We start from the raw sequence: 26,583 nt of genomic DNA, 5'->3' as shown, positions 1-26,583 counted from the left end.
CTCACCGATGAGCACCCGTACGGCCGCGAAGATCGGCCTGTCCACCGCGTCCGTCTACCCCGAGTCGACCGCGAGCGCGTTCGAGCTGTCCGCCCGGCTCGGGTACGACGGGGTGGAGGTGATGGTCGGGATCGACCCGCTGAGCACGCAGATCGACGCGATCAAGCGGCTCGTCGACTATCACCAGCTGCCGGTGCTCGCGATCCACGCGCCCTGCCTGCTGATCACGCAGCGGGTCTGGGGGACCGACCCGTGGGGCAAGCTGGAGCGGTCGGCCGAGGCGGCCAAGGACCTCGGCGCGGACGTGGTCGTCGTCCACCCTCCGTTCCGCTGGCAGCGCGACTACGCGCGCGGGTTCGTCGAGGGGATCGCGCGGCTGGAGCAGGACAGCGGGATCGTCTTCGCGGTCGAGAACATGTACCCGTGGCGCGCGCCGGGCAAGGGCCTGCAGGCGTACGCGCCGAGCTGGGACCCGACCGAGCAGACCTACGCGCACACCACGCTCGACCTGTCGCACTCGTCGACCGCCGAGCAGGACTGCGTCGAGCTGGCCGCGACGATGGGCCGCACGCTCAAGCACGTCCACCTCACCGACGGCACCGGCTCGGCCAAGGACGAGCACCTGGTCCCCGGCCGCGGCACGCAGCGCGCCGCGGATCTCCTGCAGGGCCTGGCCAACCAGGACTTCCGCGGGCACATCATCATCGAGATCAACACCCGCCGCGCCGCCACCCGCTCCGAGCGCGAGGTCGACCTGATCGAGTCGCTGGAGTTCACCCGCAAGCACTTCGTCCGCACCCCCGCCGCACCCCGTCACACCGGCTTCGCCGTCACCCCGGACGGCGAGGTCTCGGAGCTGACTCCGTGAGTCCGAAGAAGTCCGCGCCTTCTCACCTCTCCGCTCTTCCCTCCGACGGGGATCAGGGCGCGGGCGGCCGGGGACGCCGCCCGGGTGGCCCGGACACCCGGGGCGAGATTCTCGCGGCAGCCCGAGAATCCTTTGCCGGCAACGGCTTTGCGGCGACCTCGATGCGCGGCGTCGCTCGTGCGGCCGGTGTCGATGCCGCGCTCGTCCACCACTACTTCGACAGCAAGGACGAACTCTTCGTCGAAGCCATGGCCCTCCCGATCGACCCCCGCCAGGTCGCCGCCGCCGTCCTCGACGGCCCGCGCGAAGAGCTCGGCGTACGGATCGTCACCGTCTTCCTCGGCGTCTGGGAATCACCCGACGGCCAGCAGCGCATGAAGGCGTTCCTGCGCAGCGTCGTCTCCAGCGACCAGGTCGCCCAGCTGATGCGCGACGGCATCAGCCGCCTGATCCTCGTCCCCGTCTCGGAAGCGATCGGTGGCGACGACGCCCGCCTGCGCGTCTCCCTGGTCGCGTCCCAGCTGATCGGCATGGCCCTGACCCGCTACCTGCTCGAGCTCGAACCGCTCGCCTCCGCGTCCGTGCCGACCCTCGTCGACCGCATCGCGCCCGTGCTGCAGCAATACCTCACCGACTGACCCGCCACGCCCTCTTGCCAACCCCGCCGTACCGTCCTAAATTCATCACATGATGAAAAACGCGGTGCAGTGCCGCGACGTGGTCGTCGTCCGGGGGAATCGCGAGGTCCTGCACGGGATCAGCACCGACCTTGCGACCGGCTCGGTGACCGGCCTGCTCGGCCCGTCCGGCTGCGGCAAGACCACGCTGATCCGCGCCATCGTCGGCCTGCAGGCCAACGTCACCGGCGATGTCCAGGTCCTCGGCCTGCCCGCCGGCGCCGCCAAGCTGCGCGGCCGGATCGGCTACGTCACCCAGGAACCCAGCGTGTACGGCGACCTGACGGTGACCGAGAACCTCCGCTTCTTCGCCGCCGTCCTCGGCGTCGACGCGTCCGACGTCGACCGCGTCATCGACGCCGTCGACCTCTCGACCCACGCCGGAGCCCGCGTCGACCAGCTGTCCGGCGGCCAGCGCTCGCGCGCCTCACTCGCCGCCGCGCTGCTCGGCAATCCGGAGCTGCTCGTCCTCGACGAGCCGACCGTCGGCCTCGACCCGGTCCTGCGGCGCGACCTCTGGGACCTCTTCCACCGCCTCGCCGACGGCGGCGCGACGCTGCTGGTGTCGAGCCACGTGATGGACGAGGCGAGCCGCTGCGACCGCCTGCTGCTGATGCGCGACGGCGAACTGCTCGCCGACGACACCCCCGACGCGCTGCTCGCGGCCGCCGGCACGGACGACATCGAGCAGGCCTTCCTGACCCTCATCGACCGGAAAGCAGGTACCCGATGACCACCGCGATCGCCCGGTCCGGGGGTGCCCGATGACTCCCCGTGTCACCTTCGCCGTCGCCGCGCGGGTCCTCGCGCAAATGCGTCGCGACCACCGGACCGTCGCCATGCTCGTCGTACTGCCGGCCCTGCTGGTCAGCCTGATGTGGTGGATGTTCACCGACTCGCCGGCCACCTTCGACCGGGTCGGCGGCCCGCTGCTCGCGGTGTTCCCGGCGATCATCATGTTCATCGTGACCTCGGTCGCGACGCTGCGGGAGCGCTCGACCGGCACCCTCGCGCGGCTGTTCACGATGCCGATGGGCAAGCTCGACTTCCTGCTCGGCTACGCGCTGGCGTTCGCGCTGATCGCGGTCGTCCAGGCCGCCGTGGTGGTCTCGATCTCCTTGTCCGCCTTGGATCTGGACATCCGCGGCGCCGCCTGGCAGCTCGGCGTGGTCGCCGTACTGGACGGTGTCCTCGGTACGGCGCTGGGCCTGTTCGCGAGCGCGTTCGCGGCGACGGAGTTCCAGGCGGTGCAGATGATGCCGGCGGTGATGATCCCGCAGATCCTGCTCTGCGGCCTGCTGGTCCCGCGCGAGCAGCTGCCCGGCGTACTGCGGGCGGTGAGCGACGTGCTGCCACTCTCGTACGCCGTCGACGCGGTCGCCGGAGTTGCCGCGGGCAACGGATTCGGCGACGGCGCGGGTGTGGACGCGCTGGTGGTGGCGGCCTTCATCGTCGCCGCCCTCGGGCTCGGCGCGGCGACCCTGAAGCGCCGGACCGCCTGACCTTGGCCCCCGGCGAGGGATCATGGGGGCATGCGCATCTTCAAACGGCGGCGGTCGGTCGACCCGATCGAGAGCTTCTGGGGCTGGTGGACCACCTCCGGTGCCGAGGAGATCGCCGCTGCCATCGCGCGGAAGGACCCCGCCTCCACCTCCGCCGTACTGGCCCAGCACGTCAACGCCATTCACGGCGGCCTCGACTGGGAGCTCGGGCCCGGTCTGCACGCCAAGCACACGCTCGTCGTCACCGCCGCCGGTGACCCCGCGACCCGCGCGGTCGCCCGCCGCTGGCTGCGCGCCGCCCCGCCGTCGGACGAGTTCTGGGAGTACGCCGACCTGCGCCGGCCCTCGCCGGAGGTGACGATCCAGTTCGACGGGATGCCGCCGGTCGCGTCCGAGCAGGCCGTGGTCGCGATCGACCCGGACGAGCGCGCCGCGGCCGTCCATGTCGGCGTACACCATCCTGTTTTCGCGCAGCTGTCGGAGGACGCTCAGCGCCGGGTGACGTTCCTGCTGCTCGACCTGTCGCTGGGCGAGGAGATGACCGAGACCTGGATCGGTGCCGTCGAGACGCTGCTCGACGCGCCGCCCGACGGGCACCCGATCGCCGAGCTGCTGCCGGCGGTCGCGAAGTTCGCCGCCGGGTTCACCACCGAGGACGGTGACCCGACCTGGCGCCTGCTGGAGGGCGTCGTCGACGGTCACCGCCTGATCGCGACCACCGAGGTGCCGCTGCGCTCGATCCGGCTGCCGCACCTGGACACCCACGTCGGCGTCACGATCGCGTACCCGGCCGGACGCGAGGACGGCCTGCCCGACGCCGAGATGCTCGACCAGCTCCGCGACCTCGAGGACCACCTCACCAACCGCCTCGGCGACTCCGGCCGGTTGCTGGCCCACGAGACCGTCGCCGGAGCCCGCACGCTGCACTACTACGTGGACGGGAGCACGCCGGCGCCGGCTCAGCTCCAGGCTGCGACGACCGGTTGGCCGCACGGCGAGGTCTCGCTGCGGACCTCGGCCGACCCCGGCTGGCACAACCTGAACCATCTGGGCAGCTGAGTGCGGGGGAAGGAGCGCAGGCCCGGAGCGCCCGCGCACGCCGGAGCGCCCGCGCACGCCGGAGCGCGCCCGCAGCGCCCGCGCGCCGCTTGCTGGGCGGCGGCCCGATCGGCGAAGCTGGGAAGCCGGACCACTCGGCGTACTGGTGTGGTCCGGGCCACACGATTAGGGGCCGTCCGGTTCAGGCGCGTAGCCTGCTGACACCCCTGGCATACGGGGCCAGGGGGCGATGAGGAGGAACACGAGTGCTTCGGCGAGTCCTGCTGGGCGTGTCCCGCAGTCCCCAGATCAAGAAGGCTGTCTCGTCGTTGCCGGTCTCCAGCGGCATCGTCGCCCGGTTCGTCGCCGGTGAGACCGCTCCGGAGGCCGTGCTGGCCACCGAGAAGCTGGTCAGCAACGGCCTGAACGTGACGCTCGACCATCTCGGTGAGGACACCACCGACCTGGCCGCCGCGACCGCCACCGCGGACGCGTACCTGGAGCTGCTCAAGCAGCTGGGCGAGGCCGGTCTGACCCAGAACGCCGAGGTCTCGGTGAAGCTGTCCGCGGTCGGCCAGGCGCTGCCCGGCGACGGCGAGAAGATCGCGCTGGAGAACGCCCGGACGATCTGCCTGGCCGCGCGCAACGCCGGGACGACGGTGACGCTCGACATGGAGGACCACACCACCACGGACTCGACGCTGGGCATCCTGCGCGAGCTGCGGCAGGACTTCCCCGAGACCGGCGCCGTGCTGCAGGCCTACCTGCGCCGGACCGAGGGTGACTGCGTCGACCTGGCCCACGCCGGTTCCCGGGTGCGGCTGTGCAAGGGCGCCTACAAGGAGCCCGAGTCGGTCGCGTTCCAGCACAAGCAGGCCGTCGACAAGGCCTACGTGCGGGCGCTGAAGATCCTGATGAACGGCGACGGCTACCCGATGGTCGCCTCCCACGACCCGCGGCTGATCGCGATCGCCGGCTCGCTAGCCGACCGGGCCAACCGCGCCCCGGACAGCTACGAGTATCAGATGCTCTACGGCATCCGCCCCGAGGAGCAGCTGCGGCTGTCCCGCGAGGGCAACACGGTCCGCGTCTACATCCCGTACGGCGAGGACTGGTACGGCTACCTGGTCCGCCGGCTGGCCGAGCGCCCGGCGAACCTGCAGTTCTTCGCCCGGTCGCTGATCAGCAAGAAGTGAGCAGTTCCCCACATTCCACCGGCCGGCCCGCGTTCCGCCTTTAGGGTGGGTCCCTTCCGATCTGGGGAGGGCCTGGTCGTGACGGTCGCTGGAACCGGGGAACCGCCGTCGCCCGCGGGGGCGCGGACGATCGACGAGCTGAGCGTGCGGCTGCGCCGGCTGCAGAGCTGGTCCGGAGTGTCGTTCCGGGAGCTGCACCGCCGCGTACTGCGCTCGCGGCAGGAGCGGGGGATCGCCGAGCTCCCGGCGTACAACACGGTCTACCGGTGCTTGTTGCCCGGCCGGAGTCGGCTGGACGTCGAGCTGGTGGTCGACATCGCCCGTGCGCTGCTCACCGACCAGGCGCGGGTTGCCGAGTGGCGGCAGGTCCACCAGGTCGTCTCCGGGCTGGCGGCGGAGGCTGCTGTGGTCAGGGTCGCCGACGTGGTCGGCGGTGGAACTGGGACGTTCGTCGGCCGGACCGACACGGTCTCTGAGACGCTCGCGGCAGTCAGCAAGGCCGAGACCCGGCTGGTGCTGGTCGACGGCATGCCGGGGGTCGGCAAGACCACGCTGGCCGAGCACCTCGCCGGCCAGCTGATCGGCGACGCCGAGGTGCAGCTGTCGGTCAACCTGCGCGGCTACGACCCGGACCGGCCACCTGCTGACCCAGCCGCGGTGCTGGACGGCTTCCTCCGGCACCTGGGTGTCGCGGGCAGCCGGATCCACGGGCTCGGGCTGGCGGCGAGAGCCGCGCTGTTCCGGGAGCTGCTGGGGGACCGACGGGCCGTCGTACTGCTGGACAACGCTGCGTCCGAGGACCAGCTGCAGCCACTGCTCGTGGAGAGCCCGAGCTGCGTGACGCTGGTGACGAGCCGCCGCCGGATGGCAGGCCCCGAGTACGCCGTACGAGTGCACCTGGACGTGTTCGAGCCGGAGGAGTCCGCGCTGCTGCTCGGTGCCACGGCGCCGGACGTGAAGGCGCAGCTCGCTGACGCCGTCGGGCACCTGCCGCTCGCGCTGGCCCTGCTGGCGGCGCGGATGAAGGCGCAGCCGTCCTGGTCGGCGGAGGATCACCTGGAACGGCTGCTGGAGCACCAGTCCCGGCTGCGACTGGACGACGGCGTCGCGGCCGCGTTGTCGATGTCGTACCAAGCACTCGAGCCCGCAAGCCAGCGGATGCTCCGGCTGCTCACCCTGCACCCCGGGCGCGACCTGGACGTGCAGGCAGCGGCTGCGCTGACCGGTGTCTCCGCTGAGACCGCGCTGGAGGACCTGGTTGCAGCGAGCTTGTTGCGGAAGAGCGGCGCTCGCTACGAGCTGCACGACCTGGTCCGCGTGTTCGCACTCGACCGCGTCAGCGACGAGGAGCCCGCCCCCGTACGCCGGGCCGCCGTCGCTCAGCTGCTCGCCCACTACCGATCGCTGGTCGCAGCCGCCGCTTCGGCGTACGCACCGGTCGACCGGAACCAGCTGGACATGCTGCGCGACCACCCGGCGGACGCCTTCACCGGTCTGGCCGACGCACAGGACTGGCTCGACACCGAGCGGCAGAACCTGATCGCCACCGCCCTGGCCGCGCGCGAGCTCGGCCACCCGTCGTACGCGACCGATCTGTCGATGATCCTGCAGCGCTACCTGGACACCGCCGCGTTCTACGACGACGCGGTCGCGCTGCACCGGGAGGCGGTGCGCTGCGCGGAGACCGACCGCCTGCGCGGCCGCTCGTACAACAACCTCGGCTGCACCTACTGGCGCCTCGGCCGGTACGTCGACGCCCGCGACGCCTACCAGCAGGCGCTCGAGGTGGCCCGCCGGATCGGTCACCCCGGCGGCGAGGCCTGCAGCGTGGTGAACATCGGCATGTGCAACCGGCGGCTCGGCGGGTACGCCGACGCGATCGCCCTGGCCGAGCAGGCGCTCGCACTGTTCGATGCCAGCGGCAACAAATCGGGAACCGCCACCGCGCTGGCCGAGCTGGGCTGGTCGAAGCTGCGGCTCGGGCTGACCGGACCGGCGCTGGAGCACTTCCGGCAGGGGCTCGCGGTCAGCCGGGAGCTGGGGGAGCGGAGCCGGGACCAGGCGGAGGCGCTGACCAACGTGGCAGAGGCCAGCGCGGCGCTAGGGCTCCGAGCGGAGGCGTTGCTGGGCTTCCGGGCCGCTGTCGACCACGCGCGGCGGCTGGCGGCGCCGCTGCCGGAGGCGGAGGCGCTGAACGGTCTCGGCCGGTTGCACCGGGCCGCCGGTCAGATCGACGAGGCGCTGGCGCGGCACGACGAGGCGCTGCGGCTCGCCGTACAGGTGGGGAGTCTGCCGGTGACGCTGGAGGTCGCCAACGACTACGGCTTCGCGCTGACCAGAGCCGGCCGGTACGCCGACGGCATGCACCGGCACCAGTACGTGCTGTCCGAGGCGCACCGGATCGACGACCGGTACGAGGTCGGCCGCGCCTGCGCCGGGATCGGCGAGATCCTCGCGGCCCAGGGGCTGACGGCCGCGGCGACGGACTTCTGGTGGCGCGCCTACACGGCGTTCCTCGACCTCGGCTGCCCGGAGGCCGCCGTGGTCGGGAGCCGGCTGGCGGCGGCCGGGCACCGGACCGTCCGGCGGCGCCAACTCCCGTCCGCCTGACCCGCGAAGCGCCAAGCGGACGGGAGATCAGGTCAGCAGCGGGCGCCGTTGGAGGTGCTGTACCACGGCGAGTACGCGCTCACCCGGTTCAACGTCCCGTTGGACTTCTTCTCGTACAGGAAGAAGCGCACGCAGGTGCCCTCGCGGTGGTCGTACTTGCACTCCTTCCACCCGTCGGCCGCGGCCGGAGCCGCGCAGTCGCGCTCCTTGCCGTAGTTGGTGTCGACACCGGCGACCGCGGTCCAGCCGTTCGCGTCCAGGTCGACCACCCACTGGTCGTCGCCGTCCCACTGGAAGCAGGTGGCGGCCCAGCTGGTGTGGATCCCGATGCACCCAGCCGGCGGCGCCGCCGCGGCGACCATCCGATCGGCCCCGACAACCTTGACGGCCTCACCGGACTGGGCAGCGTCGCGCACGTCAACCGGCGCCGGAGCAGCGCTGGCCGTGCTGGCAGCGCCGGCCCCGATCAGCATGACGCCGGCAGCGACGGCGAGAACGCGCTTCGTGGTTCCGAGCAGCTTGATCATTCAGAACGACCTTTCGGGCGGAGGTTGTGCTGTCCCTTTCACTCTGCGTGAACGCCCGGTCGCTCGTCCGGCTTTTCGATCGAACTCGATCAGCCCTCAGAATCAGGCCAGAAGACTTCCGACCCAGGAGAGCTCCCCAGATGATCGAGTCAGTCACCAGCGATGCCGCGGGCTGGGCGGCGCTGCGGACGGTTGAGATGCCGGTGCTGCGGAATTTCGCGGTGCGCAGTGAGCCGGCCGGGCAGAACGTGGTTGTGGCCGCCGAGTCGGTGGATGGTCGGTTGCGGCTGGAAGCGACTTTTCTGGGGGTTGTCGGGCTGGCGGTGGCGTGGCCCGAGTATCCGGATCCGGTGAGCCTTGACGTGGTCGACGTCAGGGACGTCAGCGCGGACGGGCTGGAAGGGCTAAGGTTCCGCGTCGCCGAGGGAGCGGGGTTCTTCTCGTTCTCGTGCGGTGACTTCTTCGCTGTCCGTGTGGGCTGACCGGTGGGTTCACCAGCTGACGGAGGCGGGGGTGCCGTCGGTGCGGGGCATGGGGGTCTCCTTTCGGCAGGGCGGTTGCCGTAGCAGCTTCCGTCCCACGCAGTGGGCACGACCCGGATTTCGATCAAAGTCGAACGGTTAGCCTGAGCGCATGAGTGCGAACGGGCAGGTGGCGATTCTCGGGGCCGGGGTGATGGGGGAGACCCTGTTGTCGGGGCTGTTGCGGGCCGGGCGGCGACCGGCGGAGTTGCTGATCACCGAGCGGCGCGAGGAGCGGGCGGCCGAGCTGCGGGAGCGGTACGGCGTGGACGTGGTGACGAACGTCGAGGCGGCCGCGAAGGCGGACACGCTCGTGCTGGTCGTCAAGCCGCAGGACATGCCGGAGTTGCTCAAGGAGATCGCGCCGGCGGTGCGGGCGGAGCAGACCGTCGTCTCGCTGGCGGCGGGGATCACCACCGGGTTCGTCGAGTCGCGGCTGCCCGAGGGCGTCGCGGTTGTGCGGGTGATGCCGAATACGCCGGCGCTGGTCGACGAGGGGATGGCGGCGATCTCCCGTGGCGCGCACTGCGACGAGAGCCACCTGGTGCTGGCCGAGGGGCTGCTCGCCGCGACCGGGAAGGTCGTGCGCGTTCCGGAGAAGCAGCAGGACGCGGTGACCGCGATCAGCGGCTCCGGGCCGGCGTACATCTTCTTCGTCGTGGAGGCGATGATCGAGGCCGGTGTGCACATGGGCCTGCCGCGCGGGACGGCGACCGAGCTGGTCGTGCAGACCGTCGCGGGGTCGGCGAAGCTGCTCCGCGAGACCGGTGAGCACCCGACCGTGCTGCGCGAGCGCGTCACCTCACCGGGCGGTACGACGGCCGCCGCGGTCCGCGAGCTGGAGGACCACAAGGTCCGGGCCGCGTTCCTGTCCGCGATCGAGGCGGCCCGCAACCGGTCGCGCGACCTCGCCGCCGAGTAACGCCGGACGGCGCGTCACCGTTAGTGTTGTCGTCGCGGTTTCCTGCCACTTCAAGGATGAGACGACTATGGTCCCGGCCATGAACAACCATTCGGTGGACCCGGCCGCCACGGCTCCGGCCGCCGGGCGGCTGCCCGCGCTGCCGTGGCGGGTCCCGCTCGACCGTGCGCCGTGGTGGGCGTGGGCGCTGTTCGTCCTGCCGTTCGTCGCGGTCCCGGTGCTGAACTCCTGGCTCTGGATGGGCGCCCGCGACTTCCTCGCGGTCGGCCTGTTCACGCTGATCGGCGCGTCCGTGGTCCGGGTCGCGGGCGGCGTCGTGCTGTACAAGGTCGAGATCACCGAGGCCACGCTGAAGGCCCGGACCAGCCTGCTCGTGCGCAGCCTGGCCTGGCAGGACGTCGACCGGGTCGAGGTCGTCGACGGGTCGGTGGTGCTCGGCTCGGGCCGCGACGAGAACGAGATCAACGGCATCACCAAGGGCCGTACCGACGAGGTAGCGAGCGTGATCGAGGCCGCCCGGGAAGCAGTTGCCGACCGCCCGGTCCGCCGGTCGCGCCCCCGTCCTGGCCTCGGGGTGGTATTGGTACTGACATACCTGGTGCTGTCGGTGGGTGCGTTCCTGGTTCGCTGGCACATGATCTGAAAGGTGCAGCGATGCTGGGACTGCCCGCGGGGGTCACGGTCTGCCTGTTCGACCTCGACGGCGTACTGACCGACACCGCGGCGGTGCACGCCGCGGCCTGGAAAGAGATGTTCGACGCGTTCCTGAAGGATCGCGGTGGTGCCCCTTTCACGGACGAGGACTACGAGCAGTACGTCGACGGCAAGCCGCGCACCGACGGTGTCCGCGACTTCCTCGCCTCCCGCGACATCACGCTGCCCGAGGGCGACCCGGACGACCCGATGTCGGCCAGCACCGTGAACGGTCTCGGCAACCGGAAGAACGACGCGGTCCAGCGCAAGATCCGCACCGACGGCGTCCGCGTCTTCGAGGGCTCCCGCCGCTACCTGCAGGCCGCGCAGCAGGCCGGCCTCCGCCGAGCGGTCGTCTCGTCGAGCGCGAACACCCAGGAGGTCCTGGAGGTCACCGGCCTCGCCCAGTACGTCGAGCTGCGCGTCGACGGGGTCACCATCCGGGAGCAGCACCTGCACGGCAAACCGGCGCCCGACACCTTCCTCGCCGCCGCGAAACAGCTCGGTGTCGCGCCGTCCCAGGCGGTCGTCTTCGAGGACGCGCTGGCCGGTGTCGAGGCCGGGAAGGCCGGCGGTTTCGGGTACGTCGTCGGCGTCGACCGGGTCGGCCAGGCCGACGCCCTGAGCAAGCACGGCGCGAGCGTCGTCGTACAGGACCTGGCCGAGCTGCTGGACGGGGACGGGAAATGACCGAGCGCGCCGCCGAGCACCCGATCGAGCCCTGGTCGCTGCGCGAGACCGGGCTCGACCTCGACCGGATGGCCCAGTCGGAGTCGCTGTTCGCGCTGTCCAACGGCCACATCGGCCTGCGCGGCAACTTCGACGAGGGTGAGCCGTACGCGATCCCCGGCACCTATCTGAACTCCTTCTACGAGCGCCGCCCGCTCCCGTACGCCGAAGCCGGCTACGGCTACCCCGAGTCCGGCCAGACCCTGGTCGACGTCACCAACGGCAAGCTGATCCGGCTGCTCGTCGACGACTCGCCGTTCGACGTCCGGTACGGCGAACTGCACAGCCACGAGCGGGTCCTCGACTTCCGCGCCGGCCTGCTGCAGCGCGACGCGGACTGGACGTCCCCGGCCGGGAAGCGGGTCAAGATCCGCTCCCGCCGGATGGTCTCGCTGACCCAGCGCGCGATCGCCGCGATCGAGTACGTCGTGGAGGCGGTCGACCAGCCGACCCGGATCGTGATCCAGTCCGAGCTGGTCGCCAACGAGTCCCAGCCGCGGCTGTCCGACGACCCGCGGGTCTCGGCGGTGCTGGAGAACCCGCTGCAGCCGGTCTCGCAGCACGGCGACGACGAGGACGTCGTCCTGGTGCACCGGACCTGTCAGAGCAACCAGCTGATGGCGGCCGGGATGGCCCACGAGGTCGACACCACCGTCCGTACAAAGGTCGACCTGGACGTCCGGGAGAACTGGGCCCGCAACACGGTGATCTGCGAGCTGCAGCCGGGCGAGAAGCTGCGGGTCGTCAAGTACGTCGCGTACGGCTGGTCGAGCCTGCGGTCGGAGACGGCGATCGCGGACCAGGTCGCGGCCGCGCTGGCCAGTGCGCAGTTCTCCGGCTGGGACGGGCTGGTCAGGCAGCAGAAGGAGTTCCTGGACGATTTCTGGGACGCCGCCGACGTCGAGGTGCACGGGCACGCCGAGCTCCAGCAGGCGGTCCGGTTCGCGCTCTTCCACGTGCTGCAGGCCGGTGCGCGGGCCGAGCGGCGGGCGATCCCGTCGAAGGGGCTGACCGGCGCCGGGTACGACGGCCACACGTTCTGGGACACCGAGGGCTTCGTGCTCCCGGTGCTCACCTACACGATCCCGGACGCCGCCGCCGATGCGCTGCGCTGGCGGCACTCGATCCTCGAGCAGGCCAAGGAGCGGGCCGGCGTACTCGGGTTGAAGGGCGCGGCGTTCCCGTGGCGGACGATCCGCGGGCAGGAGTGCTCCGGCTACTGGCCGGCCGGGACAGCGGCGTTCCACCTGAACGCCGACATCGCCGAGGCGGTCACCCGCTACTACTGCGCGACGCTCGACGAGCAGTTCATGACCGACGTCGGCGTCGAGCTGCTGGTCGAGACCGCGCGGCTGTGGATCTCGCTCGGGCACCACGACCGCGACGGCCGCTGGCACCTGCCCGGCGTGACCGGCCCGGACGAGTACAGCGCCGTTGCCGACGACAACGTGTTCACCAACCTGATGGCGGCCCGGAACCTGCGCGCCGCGGCGTCGTACGCGGCCAAGTATCCGGCCAAGGCGCGCGAGCTGGGAGTCGACTCCGAGGAGGAGGCGGCCTGGCGGGACGCGGCCGGCGCCGTCTACGTCCCGTACGACGAGAAGCTCGGCGTGCACCCGCAGTCCGAGGGCTTCACCGGGTACGCCGAGTGGGACTTCGAGGGGTACAAGGACCGGTACCCGCTGCTCCTGCACGCGCCGTACTTCGAGCTGTACCGCCGGCAGGTGGTGAAGCAGGCCGACCTGATGCTGGCGACGTACTGGTGCGGTGATGCCTTCACGCCCGAGCAGAAGGCGCGCGACTTCGACTACTACGAGCGGCTGACCGTCCGGGACTCGTCGCTGTCCGCGTGCGTCCAGGCGGTCGCGGCGGCCGAGGTCGGGCACCTCGACCTGGCCTACGACTACGCCTACGAGGCGGCGCTGATCGACCTGCTCGACCTGCACCACAACAGCGGCGACGGGCTGCACATGGCGTCGCTGGCCGGTGCCTGGATGGCGCTGGTCGCGGGCTTCGGCGGTCTGCGCGAGAAGGACGGCTGGATGAGCTTCGACCCGGCACTGCCGGACGGGCTCGACGGCCTGGTCTTCCGGGTCCGCTGGCGCGGGGTCCGGCTGCGGGTCGAGGTCCAGCACCACCAGGTCACGTACGCCGTCCACGACGGACCCGACGCGCGGATCAGCTTCCTGCACGCCGGCGAGGAGGTCGTGGTGACCGCGGACCAGCCGGTCAGCAAGCCGCTGAAGAAGCGCAAGCCGCTGCTGCCCCGCCCGCCCCAGCCGGTCGGCCGCGAGCCGATGTCGGCCGTCACGAAACACCCCAGGGAGAACCGCGAGAAGCACCTCGCCGGGGAGGCATAAGGTCGGTCCCATGGACTATTCCCTGTGGCCGGCCGCCTCGCGGACCTGGCAGGAGATTCTCGAGGGTGCGGAGTACGCCGAACGGACCGGGTGGCACGGCGTCTGGATCGCCGACCACTTCATGCAGAACAACGACGACCTGTCGGTGCCGGTGAACGAGGCGATGGCGTTGCTCGGCGCACTCGCGGCGCGGACCGAGCGGGTGCGGGTCGGGTCGATGGTGTTCGGCAACACCTACCGGCACCCGGCCGTCGTCGCGAACTGGGCGGCCACGATGGACCAGCTCAGCGGCGGCCGGTTCGTGCTCGGCGTCGGCGCGGGCTGGCAGGTGAACGAGCACGAGGTGTACGGGATCGCGCTGCCGCCGGTGAAGGAGCTGCTGGCGCGCTTCGAGGAGGCCTGCCAGGTGATCCGCGGGCTGCTCACCGAGGACCGCTTCAGCTTCGACGGCACCCACTACCAGCTCAGCGGCGCGCCGCTGGAGCCGAAGCCCGCGCACCTGCCGCTGCTGATCGGCGCGTCGGGCGAGAAGGTCGCGCTCCGGATCGTCGCCCGGTACGCCGACGAGTGGAACCACTGGGGGCTCCCGGAGCTGGCCCGGCACAAGGGCGAGGTGTTCCGCGCGCACTGCGAGAAGCTCGACCGCGATCCCTCGACCGTACGGCGTTCGACACAGGCGATGATCAAGGTGATCGACGCCGGTGACACCGAGGCCGAGGCGTACCGCGACAACCTGATCGCCGCCGGCCGCCCGGTCGTGATCGGCAGCGCCGAGCACGTGCTGGACACGCTCTCGCAGTACCCGGACGCGGGCATCGACGAGCTGCTGATCCCGGACTCGTTCTACGGCTCGGGGAACCAGCGCTTCGACGCGCTGGAGCGGCTGCGCGAAGAGGTCCTGGTCAAGATCTGAGCGTCGCGACGACCGGCCAGTGGTCGCTCGGCAGGCGACCGTCTGGCCGGTCCTGGGCGACCTCTGCCGTCAGCACCTGCAGTTCCTTCACCAGGATGTGGTCGATCCGCTCGTCGGCCACCCCGGTGAAGTCGTGGAACGTCCCGCCGGTGTCCGCGGGCAGCGCGTCGGTCCAGCCCGCGTCGGTGAGCACCTTCAGCGGCGGCGAGCCCGGCTCGGCGTTCAGGTCACCCATCAGGATCCACGGCCGATCGGCCGTCGCCCACTGATCGATCAACCGGGACGACTCGACCCGGGCGGTCTCCCCCATGTGGTCGTAGTGGGTGTTGACCACCCCGACCCGCTGACCTGCGGACTCGAGCTGGACCAGCGTCGCGATCCGGGTCAGGTCCGCGTCCCACCCGACCGACCCCGGTACGCCGGGCGTCGCCGACAGCCAGCGCGTCTCGGACGCCGTGATCGCCCAGGCGCCCGGCCGGACCATCACCACCGAGTGCTCACCCGCCGCCACGCCGTCGTCCCGCCCGGCGCCGACGATCTTCCAGTCGTCGAAGCGTTCGCGCAGGTAGTCGAGCTGATCGGGCAGCACCTCCTGCAACCCGACCACGTCCGCCTCCAGCGCGGCGATCGCCGCCACCGTCGCCTCCCGGCGGAGCGGCCAGGAGTCGTCGCCGTCCGGCGCCGAGGAGTTCCGGATGTTGAACGTCGCCACCCGCAGCTGCACACTCACCCCTCGATCCAACCAAACCTGCGACGGCTCCCGGCCGTCACCCCTTCAAACCAGGGCGCGTTCCGTGGCCAGACCCATCGCAGTGCTTGCCTTCAGCAACAAAGGCGCGGCGGCCTCGATCGCCCGGTCCCGCCCGGCGGCCAGCAGCGCGTCGACCGTCGCCGGGTCCGACGCCAGAGCGGCGTACTGGCGCTGCAGCGGCTCGATCACACTCAGCACCGCATCGGCGACGTCGGTCTTCAGCTCGCCGTAGCTGTGGTAGCCCTTGGCGAGCTCACCAGGATCACCGTCGGTGCACGCGGCCAGGATCTCCAGCAGGTTCGTCACCCCCGGCTTGTGCTCCGGGTCGTGCCGGACCACGTTCTCCGAGTCCGTGACCGCCTTCATCACCTGCCGGCGGATCACGTCCGGCGGGTCGAGCAGCCGGATCGTCCCGATCGCGTCGTCGACGTCGGACTTGCTCATCTTCGCGGTCGGCGTCTGCAGGTCCTTGATCCGGGTCGCGAACGCCGCCTTGGCCAGCTCCGGCACGACGAACGTCTCGCCGTACTCGCGGTTGAACCGGATCGCCACGTCCCGGGCCAGCTCGACGTGCTGGTCCTGGTCGTCACCGACCGGCACCCGGTCGGTCCCGTAGAGCAGGATGTCGGCGGCCATCAGGCACGGGTAGGTGAACAGCGACACCCGGGTCATCGGTCTGTCCCGGCCCTTGTCCTTGTACTGGATCATCCGGGACAGCTCCCCGACGTACGACGTGCACTCGAGCAGGTACCCGAGCTGGACGTGCGCCGGGACCTCCGACTGCACGAACACCGTGCCCTCGGGGGAGCCGGCCGCGAGCATCAGCGTCGCGGTCTCCCGGGTCAGCTCGGCCAGCCGCCGGGGCACGTGCCGCATGGTCATCGCGTGCAGGTTGGCGACGAAGTAGAACCCGTCCGGGTCGGTGAAGCGGCGCAGCGCGCCGAGGTGGTTGCCGAGGGTCAGCCGGCCGGTCGGCATGATGCCGGACACCGAAGTCATCTTGTTCGTCCTCTTCTGTGGGTGGAGTCGCCACCCCGTCCGAGGCCAACAAAAGAGGCCGCCTCGGCGAGGCGGCCTCTGGATGCGTGTGAACGCTGGGGGTCCGCCGTCAGGCGGCCCACCACTGCTGCAAGGTCAGTCGGTTCACACTGAGCAGCATAGATCAGGCGAACATCTCGGCCAAGAGCTCCGGTCCGATGACGATCGGCTCGGGCCGGTGGCCGGGCGGTTCGGTGCCTGCCAGCTCGCGGACCAGGAAGTCCCAGCAACGCCCGCGGACGTAGGCGAGACAGTCGAGAAACGCGTGCTCCGCACCCCGTACGACGAGCAGCTCGAACGCCTTGTTCGCGGCGATCAGCCGGTCGGCGAGCCGGAGCGTGTGGTCGGGGTGGACCTGGTCGTCCATCTCCCCGTGCACCAGCAGCAGCTTGCCCTCGAGCCGGTCGGCGGCCTGCCCGTTCGACGAGCGGGCCCAGATCTCGGGGGCGTCCGCGCCGTCGTACGCCTCCGCGAAGCCGGCGTTGAAGAACTGCGGATCGTGCGAGCCGGACATCGCCACACCGACCTTGTACGTCGCCGGGAAGTCGAGCATCGCCCGCGCCGCGGCGTACCCGCCGCCGGAGTGGCCGAACGCGCCGACCCGGTCCAGGTCCATCCACGGCCGGGTGGCCGCCAGCTGGTGCAGCGCGGCGACGTGGTCCTCCAGCGAGCCCGCGTCGGCCAGGTGCCCGTACGACGCGTCGTGGAACGCCTTGCTGCGGCCCGGCGTACCGCGGCCGTCCAGCGCGATCACCACGAAGCCCAGCGCGGCCAGGGGTTCCGCGTCGAGGCCCATGCCGCCCGGGTCGAAGCAGGGCGCGACGCGGGTGACCTGCGGGCCCGGGTAGAGGGTGTCGACGATCGGGTAGCGCTGGTCGGACTCGAAGCCGTGCGGTCGGTAGAGCACGCCGTACAGGTCGGTGACGCCGTCGGCCGCCTTCACGCGGAAGCGCTCCGGCGCCGTCCAGCCGGTCGCGACGAGCTTGCTGATGTCGGCGCGTTCGAGCTCGACCAGGACCTTGCCGTCCCAGTCGCGGGCGCTGGTCACCGGCGGCGTCTCGACCGTCGAGGCGGAGTCGACGAAGTACTGGTGATTCGCGGAGACCGTGACGACGTGGTCCTGGTCGTCGTCGGTGACCTTGGCCAAGCCGGTGCCGTCCAGCCCGACCCGGCAGACCGTACGCCGGTAGGGGTCCTCGGCGACCAGGCCGGAGGCGGTGAAGTAGACGACCTGCTCCTGCTCGTCGACGTGGAGGATCTGGCGGACTGCCCAGTCGCCGGAGGTGACCTGGTTGAGGAGTTCGCCGGTGCGGACGTCGTACCGGTAGAGGTGGCCCCAGCCGTCGCGCTGCGAGTACCAGAGGATGTGGTCGGTGGTGGTGTGGACGATCGGCGCCTCGGTCATGAACTGGTTGGGCTCGACACGGGTCTCGCCGGACTCGGTGATCACCGTGGTGACCTCGCCGGTCGCCGGGTCGAGGCGGTGCAGCGTGAGCGTGCGCAGGTCGCGCGGACGGCTGAGGTAGTAGACCGCCGAGCTGTCCGGGGCCCACCACGCCCACTGGGCTGTGACCGGGGACATCACCGGCGTCTGCAGCGGCTCGGCCTGGGCGCGGATCACGTTGCCGGTGGCAACATCCAGGACGACCAGCTCGGCCAGCGGCAGGTGCTCGTCACCGGCGTACGGGAAGCGTTGGGTGTGGACGGCCGGGGCGCTGCCGTCAGCCGGGCGGGCCTCCAGGAGGTGGGTCTGGCGGACGTCGCGCTCGTCGGTGCGGTGCGTGAGCACCTTGGTCGAGTCGGGCGACCAGGCGACCGCGGGCGGCAGGTACGGGATGCCGAGTTTGCGGAGCAGGGTCGGGTTGGCGGTGGAGGACGGGCCGGCGCCGTACGCGTGGTCGGCCTCGCCGTCGGTGGTCAGGGCCCACTCGCTGTCGGGAGAAACCGCCCAGAGGTCGTGGCCCCGGCGGGAGACCGCGAACTTGCCGTTGGGGGATGCGACGTCGAGGGGATTGGCGGACGGGCTGCCGGTGGGCGCCTCGGCGTCGGTGTCGGCGGAGCCCGGCGCGGTGGGGTCCTCGGCGTTGCCCCGCGCGGTGGGCGCGGGCGGCTCGGCGACGATCTCACGGGTGCCCGCGGCCGGGTCGACCAGGACGATCCGGTGCTCGGTGCCGGTGTTGACGGCGTACCAGAACCGGGCGCCCCCGTCGATCCACTGCGGCCGGACCTTGTCCCCGACGACGAGCTCGCCGGGGCGGGCGGGGCGGCGGAGCAGCTGCTCCGCCGCCTGGTAGTCCTGCGTGCTGGTCATACGGTGGTTGTCCTCTGCTCAGAGTCCGCGGGCGGTGATGTCGCCCTTGGTGGTGGTGGCCTTGATGGTCACGGCGGTCTCGCCGTCGTTCTTGAGCGAGTTCTGCACCCGGCCGAGCGTGGTGCCCGCGTCCAGGGCGGCCGAGGCCGCGGAGCCGACCGAGATGTTCCCGGCCTGCGTGGTCAGGACGACGGTGCCGCTGACGGCGTCGTCGATGGTGAGGTCGCCCTGCAGTGTGGTGATCTCGGCGTTGCCGGTGAGCCGGCCGACCGTGACGTTGCCGGCCTTGGTGTCGACCCGGACGGTCGCGGCCTCGTCGATCTTGAGGTCGCCCTGGGCGCCCTCGAAGGCGAAGTCACCGAACCGGCCGACCGCGCGCAGCTCGGCCCCGGCCGCCGTGGCCTCGACCCGCGAGCCGGTCGGGAGCTGGACGGTGACCTCGATCGAGCCGGAGCTGCCGAGGATCTGGTGCTTGGTCGGGGTGACGATCCGCAGCACGCCGTCGGCGTACTCGACGGTGGTCTGCTCGGCGGCCTTGACGTCGCGGTTCTTGTCCGCGTCGGCGGGCCGGACCTCGACGGTGGTGTCGGTGCGGTCGGCGGCGATGAGCTGGATCCGGCCGGCCGGGATGTCGATGACGGTGCTGATCGGGGCGGTGCTGGCGAAGGTCTGCATGATGGTCTCCGGGATGTTGTCGTTGGTGTTTCTGATGAGGGAAACGCTACGTTGCGTTCATGGATCCGGCAACAACAATGATCGACGCGTGAGGCATTTGTGCAGTTCAGAGCGGCTATTTCATTGCACTGGATGAGAATCTAACGCAACGTCGGCGCAGAGTGTCGTTGCGTTGGTTTGCCGGTGAACGCTCCGGCGGGCGTGTTGGTGCGGCCGGGGCTAAGGTCTTGGGCATGAGTGGTGAGGCGATGCTGGTCTTCGACGAGGGCCTGACGGCGTACGACTTCGGCCACGGCCACCCGATGAGCCCGGTCCGGGTCGAGCTCACGGTGAAGCTGGCCCGGGCCCTCGGGGTCCTGGACCAGCTGCGGGTGGTCCCGGCCCCGACCGCGTCCGACGAGCTCCTGGGCACCGTGCACACCGCGGAGTACATCGCCGCGGTGAAACGGGCCGGCCAGGATCCGGACGTCCCCGACCTGCGGCACGGGCTCGGGACCGACGACACCTACTGCTTCCCCGGCATGCACGACGCCTCCGCGCACGTGGCCGGTGCCTCCGTCGAGGCCGCCCGCGCGGTCTGGGAGGGCGAGGTCCTGCACGCCGCGAACATCGCCGGCGGCCTGCACCACGCGATGCGCGCCCAGGCCAGCGGCTTCTGCGTCTACAACGACCCCGCGATCGCGATCCAGTGGCTGCTCGACCACGGCGCCCGCAAGGTCGCGTACGTCGACGTCGACGTCCACCACGGCGACGGCGTCCAGGCGGTCTTCTACGACGACCCGCGCGTCCTCACCGTCAGCCTGCACGAGTCGCCGACCACGCTCTTCCCCGGCACGGGTGCGGCGGGGGAGACCGGCGGCCCGGGCGCCGAGGGCACCGCGGTGAACATCCCGCTCCCGCCCGGTACCGGCGACGCCGGCTGGCTGCGCGCGTTCCACGCGATCGTCCCGGACGTGGTGAAGGCGTTCGGGCCCGACGTCCTGGTCACGCAGCACGGCTGCGACTCCCACGTCGAGGACCCGCTCGCGCACCTGACCAAGACCGTCGACGGCCAGCGCGCGGCGTACGCGGCGCTGCACGACCTCGCGCACGAGGTCTGCGGCGGCAAGTGGGTGGCGACCGGAGGCGGCGGCTACGCGATCATCGAGGTCGTCCCGCGGGCCTGGACGCACCTGCTGGCGATCGTCGCCGGGAAGCCGATCGAGCCGACGACCGCCGTACCGGAGTCCTGGCGTGAGGAGGTCAAGCTGCGCTACGCCCGGATCGCGCCCGGCCGGATGACCGACGGCAACGACGGCTCGTACGAGTCCTGGGCGTCCGGCTACAACCCCGACACCTGGCTGGACCGCTCGATCAAGGCCACCCGGGACATCTCGTTCCCGCTGCTCGGCCTCGACCCGACGTACTGAATCGAGCGTTCGGCCGAGTCACACCAGACACCCTCTTTCCCATTCGTACCATCAGCCACTACGCTCGGTTCATGCACGGGCGGAGGTGCCGGAGGGGAAGCCGGCGCACGATCCGTGCTGGAAGTGCGGTGCGTTATGGCATCAAAGAAGTCCGGCGGTGAGCAGCCGCTCGCCGAGGTGAAGTTCCTGACCGTGGCTGAAGTCGCCACGGCCATGCGCGTGTCCAAGATGACGGTGTACCGCTTGGTGCACTCCGGCGAGCTGCCCGCGGTCCGCGTGGGCCGGTCGTTCCGGGTGTCGGAGGACGCGGTGCACGACTACCTCAAGGGCGCCTTCTTCCAGGCCGGATAACTACGAGAAGCACAGCGGCCGGAATCCCCCAGGGACCGGCCGCTGCGCCTTGCCCTGCGTCAGCGCTTCAGCAGCTGGCGGATGAGGTCGGTGACCTCGTGCGGGGACTCCTCGGCCATGAAGTGGCCGCTGGTGGTGGTGTGGTGGACGAGGTCGGCGGCCCAGGCGCGCCAGCGGGCGGCGGCGTCGAAGCCGAGGGCCGTGCCCCAGTCCTGCTGCATCACGGCGACAGGCATGGAGAGCTTCCGCCCGGCGTCCAGATCCGCCTGGTCGTGGCGTACGTCGATGCCGGCGCTCGCTCGGTAGTCGGCGACGATCGACGGGACCGCACCGCGGCAGGCGTCGAGGTACGCCGTACGGATGTCGGCGGGGATCGCCTGCGGGTTCTTCACCCACAGGTCGAGGAAGTAGCCGAAGAACGCGTCGGCGCTGGCGGTGATCATCGTCTCGGCGAGGCCGGGTGGCTGAGCCATCAGGTAGAGGTGGAAGCCGACTGCGGCCGAGGTGCCCTGCATCACCGACCACATGTCGAGGGTCGGCAGCACGTCGAGGCTCGCCAGGTGTGTCACCGCCTCCGGGTGGTCCATCGCCGCCCGGAACGCGACCAGCGCGCCGCGGTCGTGGCCCACCAGCGCGAAGCGTTCGTGGCCGAGCTCCCTCGCGAGGGCGACGATGTCGGCGGCCATCGTGCGCTTGGAGTAGGTGTCCTCGGTCGCCTCGACCGGCTTGTCGCTGGCGCCGTACCCGCGCAGGTCGGGGCAGATCACCGTGTGGTGCTCGGCCAGCTCGGCGGCGACGTGCCGCCACATGAGGTGGGTCTGCGGGAAGCCGTGCAGCAGCACCACGGGGCTCCCGACCCCACCCACCGCCACGTTCAACGCGACTCCGTCAGCCACAACCACCCGCTGATCCTCGAACCCAGTCATCCCGCTCATCAAGCTCCCATCACCAATGGCCAGTTGTGGCCAAGCCTGCTGCGCCCGAATGAGCATTTGATGAGCGCCGCCCGCGCCGCGGCGGCTCGGGGGTGCTCGGGTGGGCGCTAGTTTTGGGGAGTGACTGAGCGGCCGGGGTTCGGGGTGCTGGGGCCTGTTGTTGCCTGGGGCAAGGACGGGGAGGCGCTCGCGCTGAAGGGGCCGCGGCACCGGGCGGTGCTCGGGCGGCTGATCGTGGCGCGCGGGCGGGTGGTGCCGGTCGACGTACTGGTCGACGATCTGTGGGTCGCGCCGCCGGCAGGCGCGGTGAGTGCGGTGCGGACGTTCGTGGCCGCGCTGCGGCGGGCGGTGGAGCCGGAGCGGCCCGCGCGGGGGAAGCCGCAGGTGCTGGTGACCGAGGGGCCGGGGTACGCGCTGCGGTTGCCGGAGGACGGGGTCGACGCCTGGCGGTTCGAGCGGGCGGTGCGGGACGGCGTCGGGGTCGAGGAGGCGCTGCGGTTGTGGCGCGGGCCGGCGTACGCCGAGTTCGCTGACGAGCCGTGGGCGCGAGCGGAGCGGGCGCGGCTGACGGAGCTGCGGCTGCAGGCGGTGGAGCTGGTCGCGGCGGGGCGGGTGGGGTCGGGGCGGGCTGCGGAGGCCGTGGCTGAGCTGGATGCACACGTGACTGAGCACCCGTGGCGGGAGGAGGGCTGGCGGCTGCTGGCGCTGGCGCTCTACCGGTCGGGGCGGCAGGGGGATGCGCTGGCGGTGCTACGGCGGGCTCGGGGGCTGTTGGTGGAGCAGTTGGGAGTCGATCCCGGGCCGGGGCTGCGACAGCTGGAGGGCGACATCCTGCGGCAGGCTGAGCACTTGCAGGAGAGCTCCAGTGCTGTGTGGGAGCGGGCTGTCGCGTCGTACGACGCGGTGGGGGCTCGGGCGCGGCTGGAGTCGACGGTGGGGTTGCTGCGGAGTCTGGCGATCACTGGTGGCGGTGGGCTGGTGGCGGCGCGGGAGCAGCGGGTGGCGGCGATCGCGGCGGCCGAGGAGCTGAGCGATCCGGAGCTGACGGCGCGGGTGATCGGCGCGTACGACGTACCGGCGATCTGGACGCGCTCGGACGACGAGGAGCAAGCCGCGACAGTGGTCGCGGCAGCTGAGCGGACACTCGAGCAGTTGTCGTCCGTGCAGTTGAGAGCACGGTTGCTGGCGACGATCGCCATCGAGTCCCGGGGGAGTGATTCGCCGCGCGCACGGGCCGCCGCGCTGGAGGCAGTGGCGATTGCTCGTGAGCTGGAAGATCCAGCGCTGCTCGCCTTCGCGCTGAACGGCGAGTTCATGCAGACCTTCCACAGCACCGGACTCGCGCTGGAACGCGATTTCATCGGTGTCGAGCTGATCGCGCTCGCCCGCAAGCACGCACTCCCGACGTACGAGGTGCTCGGTCATCTGATCCGCATCCAGACCCGCGCGGCCCTCGGTGACTTCGTCGTGGCCGGCCTTCACGCCGCCGCGGCCGACGAGCTGGCGGCGCGGTACGAGACGCCGCTGGTCGCCGTCTTCACCCGCTGGTACGCCGTACTGCGTGACCCGAGCGAAGCCGCCTACCGTGATGCCGCCAAGCTCCTCGACGGCGCCGGAATGCCTGGCCTGCAAGGGGGTTTGCTCGCCCTCGCCATCCTCACCGTGCGGCTCGGCAACGCACCGCTGGACGCCGACGCGGACTACGGACCGTACGAACCGTGGGTGCGGCCTCTCCTCACCGGCGCCGGCCTGGACGACGTACCGGACCCGCCGCACGACCTCCTCCAGGAACTGCTCTGGACCTTGGTCGGCGAGGCAGCCCTTGCTCAAGGCAACAAAGCGGTGATGGCCCGGGCGGTCGCCGCGCTCGCGCCGGCGCTGGCCGAGGAGAGCGCCGGAAGCGGCCTCGTCTCGCTCGGCCCGGTGCGCGAAATCTGGTATCGCCTGCGGCGCGATCCTGCTGCAGACTGACCCGCATGGCGATCAGGTACGGCGGTCCGGGGCTGCGGATCGCAGCGGAGGGGCTGGTGCTGCGCGAGTGGGAGCGCGGTGACCTGGCCGCGATGTCGGCGCTGTTCGACGACCCGGAGATCGCGTACTGGACGCCGTTGCGAACGCCGTTCGACCTGGCGGCGGCCGAGGAGTACTACGACGCCGCGCACACCGACAACGGGCGGATCCACCTGGCGATCACCACCGACGGCGAGCAGCCGCTCGGCGAGGTGATGATCAACCAGCGGACCAGCGCGCTCGGGTACGTCGTCGGCTCGGCGTACCGCGGGCGGGGGCTGGCCGGGCGGGCGCTCGACGTACTGACCGGGTATGCGCACGAGGTGCTCGGTCTGCACCGCGTGATTCTTGAGATCGAGCCGGGCAACGAGGCCAGCGAGGCCGTCGCCACCCGCACCGGCTACACCCCGACCGACCTTCCGCCGATCAAACTGATGCAGAAGAGCCGCGACCTGCAGCTCCGCATCTGGTCGCACCTGGCCGACTAGCGGCGCTTACCCGATCCGCCTCCCTCGGACTGCCAGCCCCGCCGGCACCGGCCCACCGGCGGGCTCGACCACGTGATCGAGCAGCAGCCCGGCGGCGAGGAACGCGTTCAGGAACTCGGCCAGCGGTGTGTGCCGCATCCCGACCGTCCGCCTGATCCCGTCGTCCCCTGTCCAGGGCGCCGGCTCGTGCCAGCCCGACTGCCGGTACGTCGGGTGCGCCAGCCGCCCGCCGTCCTCCTGGTACTCGATGTGCGGCCCGTTGAAGCACGGGTGCGCGCCGTAGAAGTAGAACAACCCGTCCGGCCGCAACACCCGTGCGACCTCGCGCAACGTCCCCGGGAAGTCGTCGAGATCGGTCGAGATCCACAACGCGACGACGTCGTCGAAACTCCCGTCCGCGAACGGCAGCCGGGCCGCGTCACCCTCGGCCAGCGGCACGCCGCCCCTCGCCTTCGCGTACCGCAACTGGTCCGCCGAACGGTCCAGGCCGACGATCCTGCGCCCGGTCTCAGCGATCATCTCGAAGTAGTTTCCGGTGCCGCAGCCAAGGTCCAGACAGAGCCTTCCCGGGCCGGGTCCGAGCAGCTCCAGCAGGTCGTCGCGGTTGTCCTCGGCCCAGTGCGTACTGCGAGCGGCGTACCAGTCGGCGACGCCGTTGTATCGAGCTCTCATCCCCCTTACCTACCCCTCACTTAGGTGCCTACGCACACTTACGGGTAGGCTTTGCCGACGCTCTCTTTAAGTTTGGAAGGTCCAACTGTGGGTTCGGTTATCAAGAAGCGCCGTAAGCGGATGGCGAAGAAGAAGCACCGCAAGCTGCTGAAGAAGACGCGGGTGCAGCGCCGCAAGCTCGGCAAGTAAGCAGTTCCAGCCGCTCTGGTCACCAGAGCGGCGTTGTGCGGGGTTGCTGTCTGGCTGGGGGTCACTCGTGGCACAGGTGGTGATGGTCACCGGCGTCTCCAGGGACGCCGGCGCTCGGTGTGCGCGGCGACTGGCCGCGGACCCCTCCATTGGGACCGTGATCGGGATCGACGTGGTCCCGCCGCGGGCCGAGCTCGGCCGGGTCCGGTTCGTCCGGGCCGACATTCGCAACCCCGTGATCGCCAAGGTCATCGCCGGTGAGGACGTCGACACTGTCGTCCACACGGGCGTGGTGGCGACCCCTGGCAGCGCCGGCGGCCGGTCGTCGATGAAGGAGATCAACGTCATCGGCACCATGCAGCTGCTCGCCGCGTGCCAGAAGGCGCCCGGCCTGCGCAAGCTGGTGGTCAAGTCGTCGACCACGGTGTACGGCGCGGGTCCTCGCGACCCCGCGATGTTCACCGAGGAGATGGCGCCGCGCGCGATCCACCACACCGGGCTGAGCAAGGACGCCGTCGAGGTCGAGGGCTACGTGCGCGGGTTCGCCCGGCGCCGTCCCGACGTGACGGTCAGCACCCTGCGGATGGCGAACTGGATCGGCCCGCAGACCGACTCCCCGATCACCCGCTACTTCGCGATGCCGGTCGTCCCGACCGTCTTCGGGTACGACGCCCGCCTGCAGTTCCTGCACGAGAGCGACGGCGTCGAGGCGATCCACCACGCCACCGTCGAGGACCTCCCGGGCACGTTCAACCTGGCCGGCGACGGTGTCCTCGTGCTGTCCCAGGCGATCCGGCGGCTCGGCCGCCCGGTGGTCCGGCTGCCCTCGTTCACGGCCTCGAGCACGGCGGCCGTCGTCCGGCGGGCGCGGCTGGCCGACTTCTCGCCGGACCAGATCACCTTCCTCACCTACGGCCGCGCGGTCGACACGACCCGGATGCGGACCGAGTTCGCCTTCGAGCCGCGGTACACGACCGCGGAGGCGTTCGACGACTTCCGCGCCTCGATCAGCACCGGCGCGATGACCACGGCGTCGAAGCTGCTCACCGCCGGGCTGGGAGCGCTCCGTGGCTGACGCGGAGATCATCCCGATCGGCTCCGGCGGGCGACCCGGGCGGGGGAGTGGGGGGGGGGGGGGGGGGGGGGGGGGCGGGGGGGGGGGGGGGGGGGGGGGAGAGAAGAGGGTCGGGTCTGGGGT

26 protein-coding genes are annotated in these 26,583 nt (G+C 71.2%); 19 read left to right on the top strand and 7 right to left on the bottom strand.

The genetic code is table 11. From position 1 onward, the window contains the following. Positions 1–7: 7 nt before the first annotated feature. From ACZ6Z4_RS17805 to ACZ6Z4_RS17775, 7 genes are all read left to right on the top strand, one after another. The gene (locus tag ACZ6Z4_RS17805) at positions 8–868 is read left to right on the top strand and encodes a sugar phosphate isomerase/epimerase family protein (RefSeq protein ID WP_363672052.1); all 861 of its coding nucleotides are present in this window, start codon (positions 8–10) and stop codon (positions 866–868) included. Then, positions 865–1,506: a TetR/AcrR family transcriptional regulator gene (locus tag ACZ6Z4_RS17800; RefSeq protein WP_465564837.1), complete on the top strand. Its 642-nt coding sequence runs from the start codon at positions 865–867 to the stop codon at positions 1,504–1,506. Before ACZ6Z4_RS17805 ends, ACZ6Z4_RS17800 begins: the two co-directional genes overlap by 4 nt. A gap of 49 nt (positions 1,507–1,555) precedes the next feature. Continuing rightward, positions 1,556–2,278: an ABC transporter ATP-binding protein gene (locus ACZ6Z4_RS17795; RefSeq protein ID WP_465564834.1), complete on the top strand. Its 723-nt coding sequence runs from the start codon at positions 1,556–1,558 to the stop codon at positions 2,276–2,278. A 31-nt stretch (positions 2,279–2,309) separates the two neighbouring features. Continuing rightward, complete coding sequence (locus ACZ6Z4_RS17790) at positions 2,310–3,047, top strand: ABC transporter permease (RefSeq protein WP_465564831.1); 738 nt, start codon at positions 2,310–2,312, stop codon at positions 3,045–3,047. 30 nt (positions 3,048–3,077) lie between these two features. Beyond that, positions 3,078–4,106: a DUF695 domain-containing protein gene (locus ACZ6Z4_RS17785; RefSeq protein ID WP_465564827.1), complete on the top strand. Its 1,029-nt coding sequence runs from the start codon at positions 3,078–3,080 to the stop codon at positions 4,104–4,106. 245 nt (positions 4,107–4,351) lie between these two features. Beyond that, on the top strand, positions 4,352–5,281 hold the full coding sequence (locus ACZ6Z4_RS17780) for a proline dehydrogenase family protein (protein ID WP_363672060.1): 930 nt from the start codon (positions 4,352–4,354) through the stop codon (positions 5,279–5,281). A gap of 78 nt (positions 5,282–5,359) precedes the next feature. Then, positions 5,360–7,891 (top strand): tetratricopeptide repeat protein, encoded by a 2,532-nt coding sequence (locus ACZ6Z4_RS17775; protein WP_465564822.1) that lies wholly within the window; start codon positions 5,360–5,362, stop codon positions 7,889–7,891. A gap of 32 nt (positions 7,892–7,923) precedes the next feature. Here the strand turns inward: ACZ6Z4_RS17775 and ACZ6Z4_RS17770 are convergent, their stop codons facing one another. Further along, on the bottom strand, positions 7,924–8,418 hold the full coding sequence (locus tag ACZ6Z4_RS17770; protein ID WP_465564819.1) for a hypothetical protein: 495 nt from the start codon (positions 8,416–8,418) through the stop codon (positions 7,924–7,926). Positions 8,419–8,558: 140 nt separating this feature from the next. Between ACZ6Z4_RS17770 and ACZ6Z4_RS17765 the strand changes: the two genes are divergently transcribed. The 6 genes from ACZ6Z4_RS17765 to ACZ6Z4_RS17740 all read left to right on the top strand — a co-directional run bounded on the left by ACZ6Z4_RS17765 (position 8,559) and on the right by ACZ6Z4_RS17740 (position 14,556). After that, entirely contained in the window at positions 8,559–8,900 is a 342-nt protein-coding gene (locus ACZ6Z4_RS17765; RefSeq protein WP_465564817.1) for a hypothetical protein, read from the top strand. 151 nt (positions 8,901–9,051) lie between these two features. Continuing rightward, a complete protein-coding gene (proC, locus tag ACZ6Z4_RS17760; RefSeq protein ID WP_465564814.1) occupies positions 9,052–9,861 on the top strand; it encodes a pyrroline-5-carboxylate reductase in 810 nt (269 codons plus the stop codon). A gap of 79 nt (positions 9,862–9,940) precedes the next feature. Beyond that, entirely contained in the window at positions 9,941–10,504 is a 564-nt protein-coding gene (locus ACZ6Z4_RS17755) for a hypothetical protein (RefSeq protein ID WP_465564812.1), read from the top strand. An 11-nt stretch (positions 10,505–10,515) separates the two neighbouring features. Then, entirely contained in the window at positions 10,516–11,244 is a 729-nt protein-coding gene (locus ACZ6Z4_RS17750) for a beta-phosphoglucomutase family hydrolase (RefSeq protein WP_465564809.1), read from the top strand. Further along, positions 11,241–13,643: a glycoside hydrolase family 65 protein gene (locus tag ACZ6Z4_RS17745; RefSeq protein ID WP_465564806.1), complete on the top strand. Its 2,403-nt coding sequence runs from the start codon at positions 11,241–11,243 to the stop codon at positions 13,641–13,643. Before ACZ6Z4_RS17750 ends, ACZ6Z4_RS17745 begins: the two co-directional genes overlap by 4 nt. Positions 13,644–13,653: 10 nt before the next feature. Continuing rightward, a complete protein-coding gene (locus ACZ6Z4_RS17740; RefSeq protein ID WP_465564803.1) occupies positions 13,654–14,556 on the top strand; it encodes a TIGR03560 family F420-dependent LLM class oxidoreductase in 903 nt (300 codons plus the stop codon). Here the strand turns inward: ACZ6Z4_RS17740 and ACZ6Z4_RS17735 are convergent. The 4 genes from ACZ6Z4_RS17735 to ACZ6Z4_RS17720 form a co-directional block, all read right to left on the bottom strand. Then, entirely contained in the window at positions 14,546–15,286 is a 741-nt protein-coding gene (locus ACZ6Z4_RS17735) for an endonuclease/exonuclease/phosphatase family protein (RefSeq protein ID WP_465564797.1), read from the bottom strand. The two genes, ACZ6Z4_RS17740 and ACZ6Z4_RS17735, sit on opposite strands and share 11 nt — an antisense overlap. Before the next feature lie 45 nt (positions 15,287–15,331). After that, entirely contained in the window at positions 15,332–16,306 is a 975-nt protein-coding gene (gene trpS / locus ACZ6Z4_RS17730; RefSeq protein WP_465564795.1) for a tryptophan--tRNA ligase, read from the bottom strand. 163 nt (positions 16,307–16,469) lie between these two features. Continuing rightward, complete coding sequence (locus ACZ6Z4_RS17725; protein WP_465564793.1) at positions 16,470–18,656, bottom strand: S9 family peptidase; 2,187 nt, start codon at positions 18,654–18,656, stop codon at positions 16,470–16,472. 18 nt (positions 18,657–18,674) lie between these two features. Continuing rightward, on the bottom strand, positions 18,675–19,331 hold the full coding sequence (locus ACZ6Z4_RS17720) for a DUF4097 family beta strand repeat-containing protein (RefSeq protein ID WP_465564786.1): 657 nt from the start codon (positions 19,329–19,331) through the stop codon (positions 18,675–18,677). A gap of 233 nt (positions 19,332–19,564) precedes the next feature. Here ACZ6Z4_RS17720 and ACZ6Z4_RS17715 point away from each other — a divergent pair, with 233 nt between their 5' ends. After that, positions 19,565–20,740, top strand: a complete 1,176-nt coding sequence (locus ACZ6Z4_RS17715) for an acetoin utilization protein AcuC (RefSeq protein ID WP_465564783.1) — start codon at positions 19,565–19,567, stop codon at positions 20,738–20,740. Positions 20,741–20,875: 135 nt separating this feature from the next. Next, positions 20,876–21,091, top strand: a complete 216-nt coding sequence (locus ACZ6Z4_RS17710; RefSeq protein WP_012923942.1) for a helix-turn-helix domain-containing protein — start codon at positions 20,876–20,878, stop codon at positions 21,089–21,091. 59 nt (positions 21,092–21,150) lie between these two features. Here the strand turns inward: ACZ6Z4_RS17710 and ACZ6Z4_RS17705 are convergent, their stop codons facing one another. Beyond that, on the bottom strand, positions 21,151–22,017 hold the full coding sequence (locus tag ACZ6Z4_RS17705; protein ID WP_465564778.1) for an alpha/beta fold hydrolase: 867 nt from the start codon (positions 22,015–22,017) through the stop codon (positions 21,151–21,153). A gap of 129 nt (positions 22,018–22,146) precedes the next feature. On the opposite strand from ACZ6Z4_RS17705, the gene ACZ6Z4_RS17700 reads away from it, so the two are divergent. Both ACZ6Z4_RS17700 and ACZ6Z4_RS17695 read left to right on the top strand, forming a co-directional pair. Beyond that, the gene (locus ACZ6Z4_RS17700; protein ID WP_465564775.1) at positions 22,147–23,997 is read left to right on the top strand and encodes an AfsR/SARP family transcriptional regulator; all 1,851 of its coding nucleotides are present in this window, start codon (positions 22,147–22,149) and stop codon (positions 23,995–23,997) included. A gap of 5 nt (positions 23,998–24,002) precedes the next feature. Next, positions 24,003–24,524 (top strand): GNAT family N-acetyltransferase, encoded by a 522-nt coding sequence (locus tag ACZ6Z4_RS17695; RefSeq protein WP_465564772.1) that lies wholly within the window; start codon positions 24,003–24,005, stop codon positions 24,522–24,524. Positions 24,525–24,530: 6 nt separating this feature from the next. On the opposite strand, the gene ACZ6Z4_RS17690 is transcribed toward ACZ6Z4_RS17695, so the two are convergent. Beyond that, a complete protein-coding gene (locus tag ACZ6Z4_RS17690) occupies positions 24,531–25,196 on the bottom strand; it encodes a class I SAM-dependent methyltransferase (protein WP_465564768.1) in 666 nt (221 codons plus the stop codon). A gap of 87 nt (positions 25,197–25,283) precedes the next feature. On the opposite strand from ACZ6Z4_RS17690, the gene ACZ6Z4_RS17685 reads away from it, so the two are divergent. Together ACZ6Z4_RS17685 and ACZ6Z4_RS17680 are read left to right on the top strand one after the other, a co-directional pair. Continuing rightward, on the top strand, positions 25,284–25,385 hold the full coding sequence (locus ACZ6Z4_RS17685; RefSeq protein ID WP_008356322.1) for a 30S ribosomal protein bS22: 102 nt from the start codon (positions 25,284–25,286) through the stop codon (positions 25,383–25,385). Between the two features lie 82 nt (positions 25,386–25,467). Continuing rightward, on the top strand, positions 25,468–26,460 hold the full coding sequence (locus tag ACZ6Z4_RS17680) for an NAD-dependent epimerase/dehydratase family protein (RefSeq protein WP_465566768.1): 993 nt from the start codon (positions 25,468–25,470) through the stop codon (positions 26,458–26,460). The last annotated feature ends 123 nt before the right edge of the window (positions 26,461–26,583 follow it).

The sequence above is a fragment of the Kribbella sp. NPDC104740 genome, from assembly GCF_055583505.1.
The sequence above is the reverse complement of the archived record's forward strand: the minus strand, read 5'-3'. Positions and strand labels throughout refer to the sequence as shown.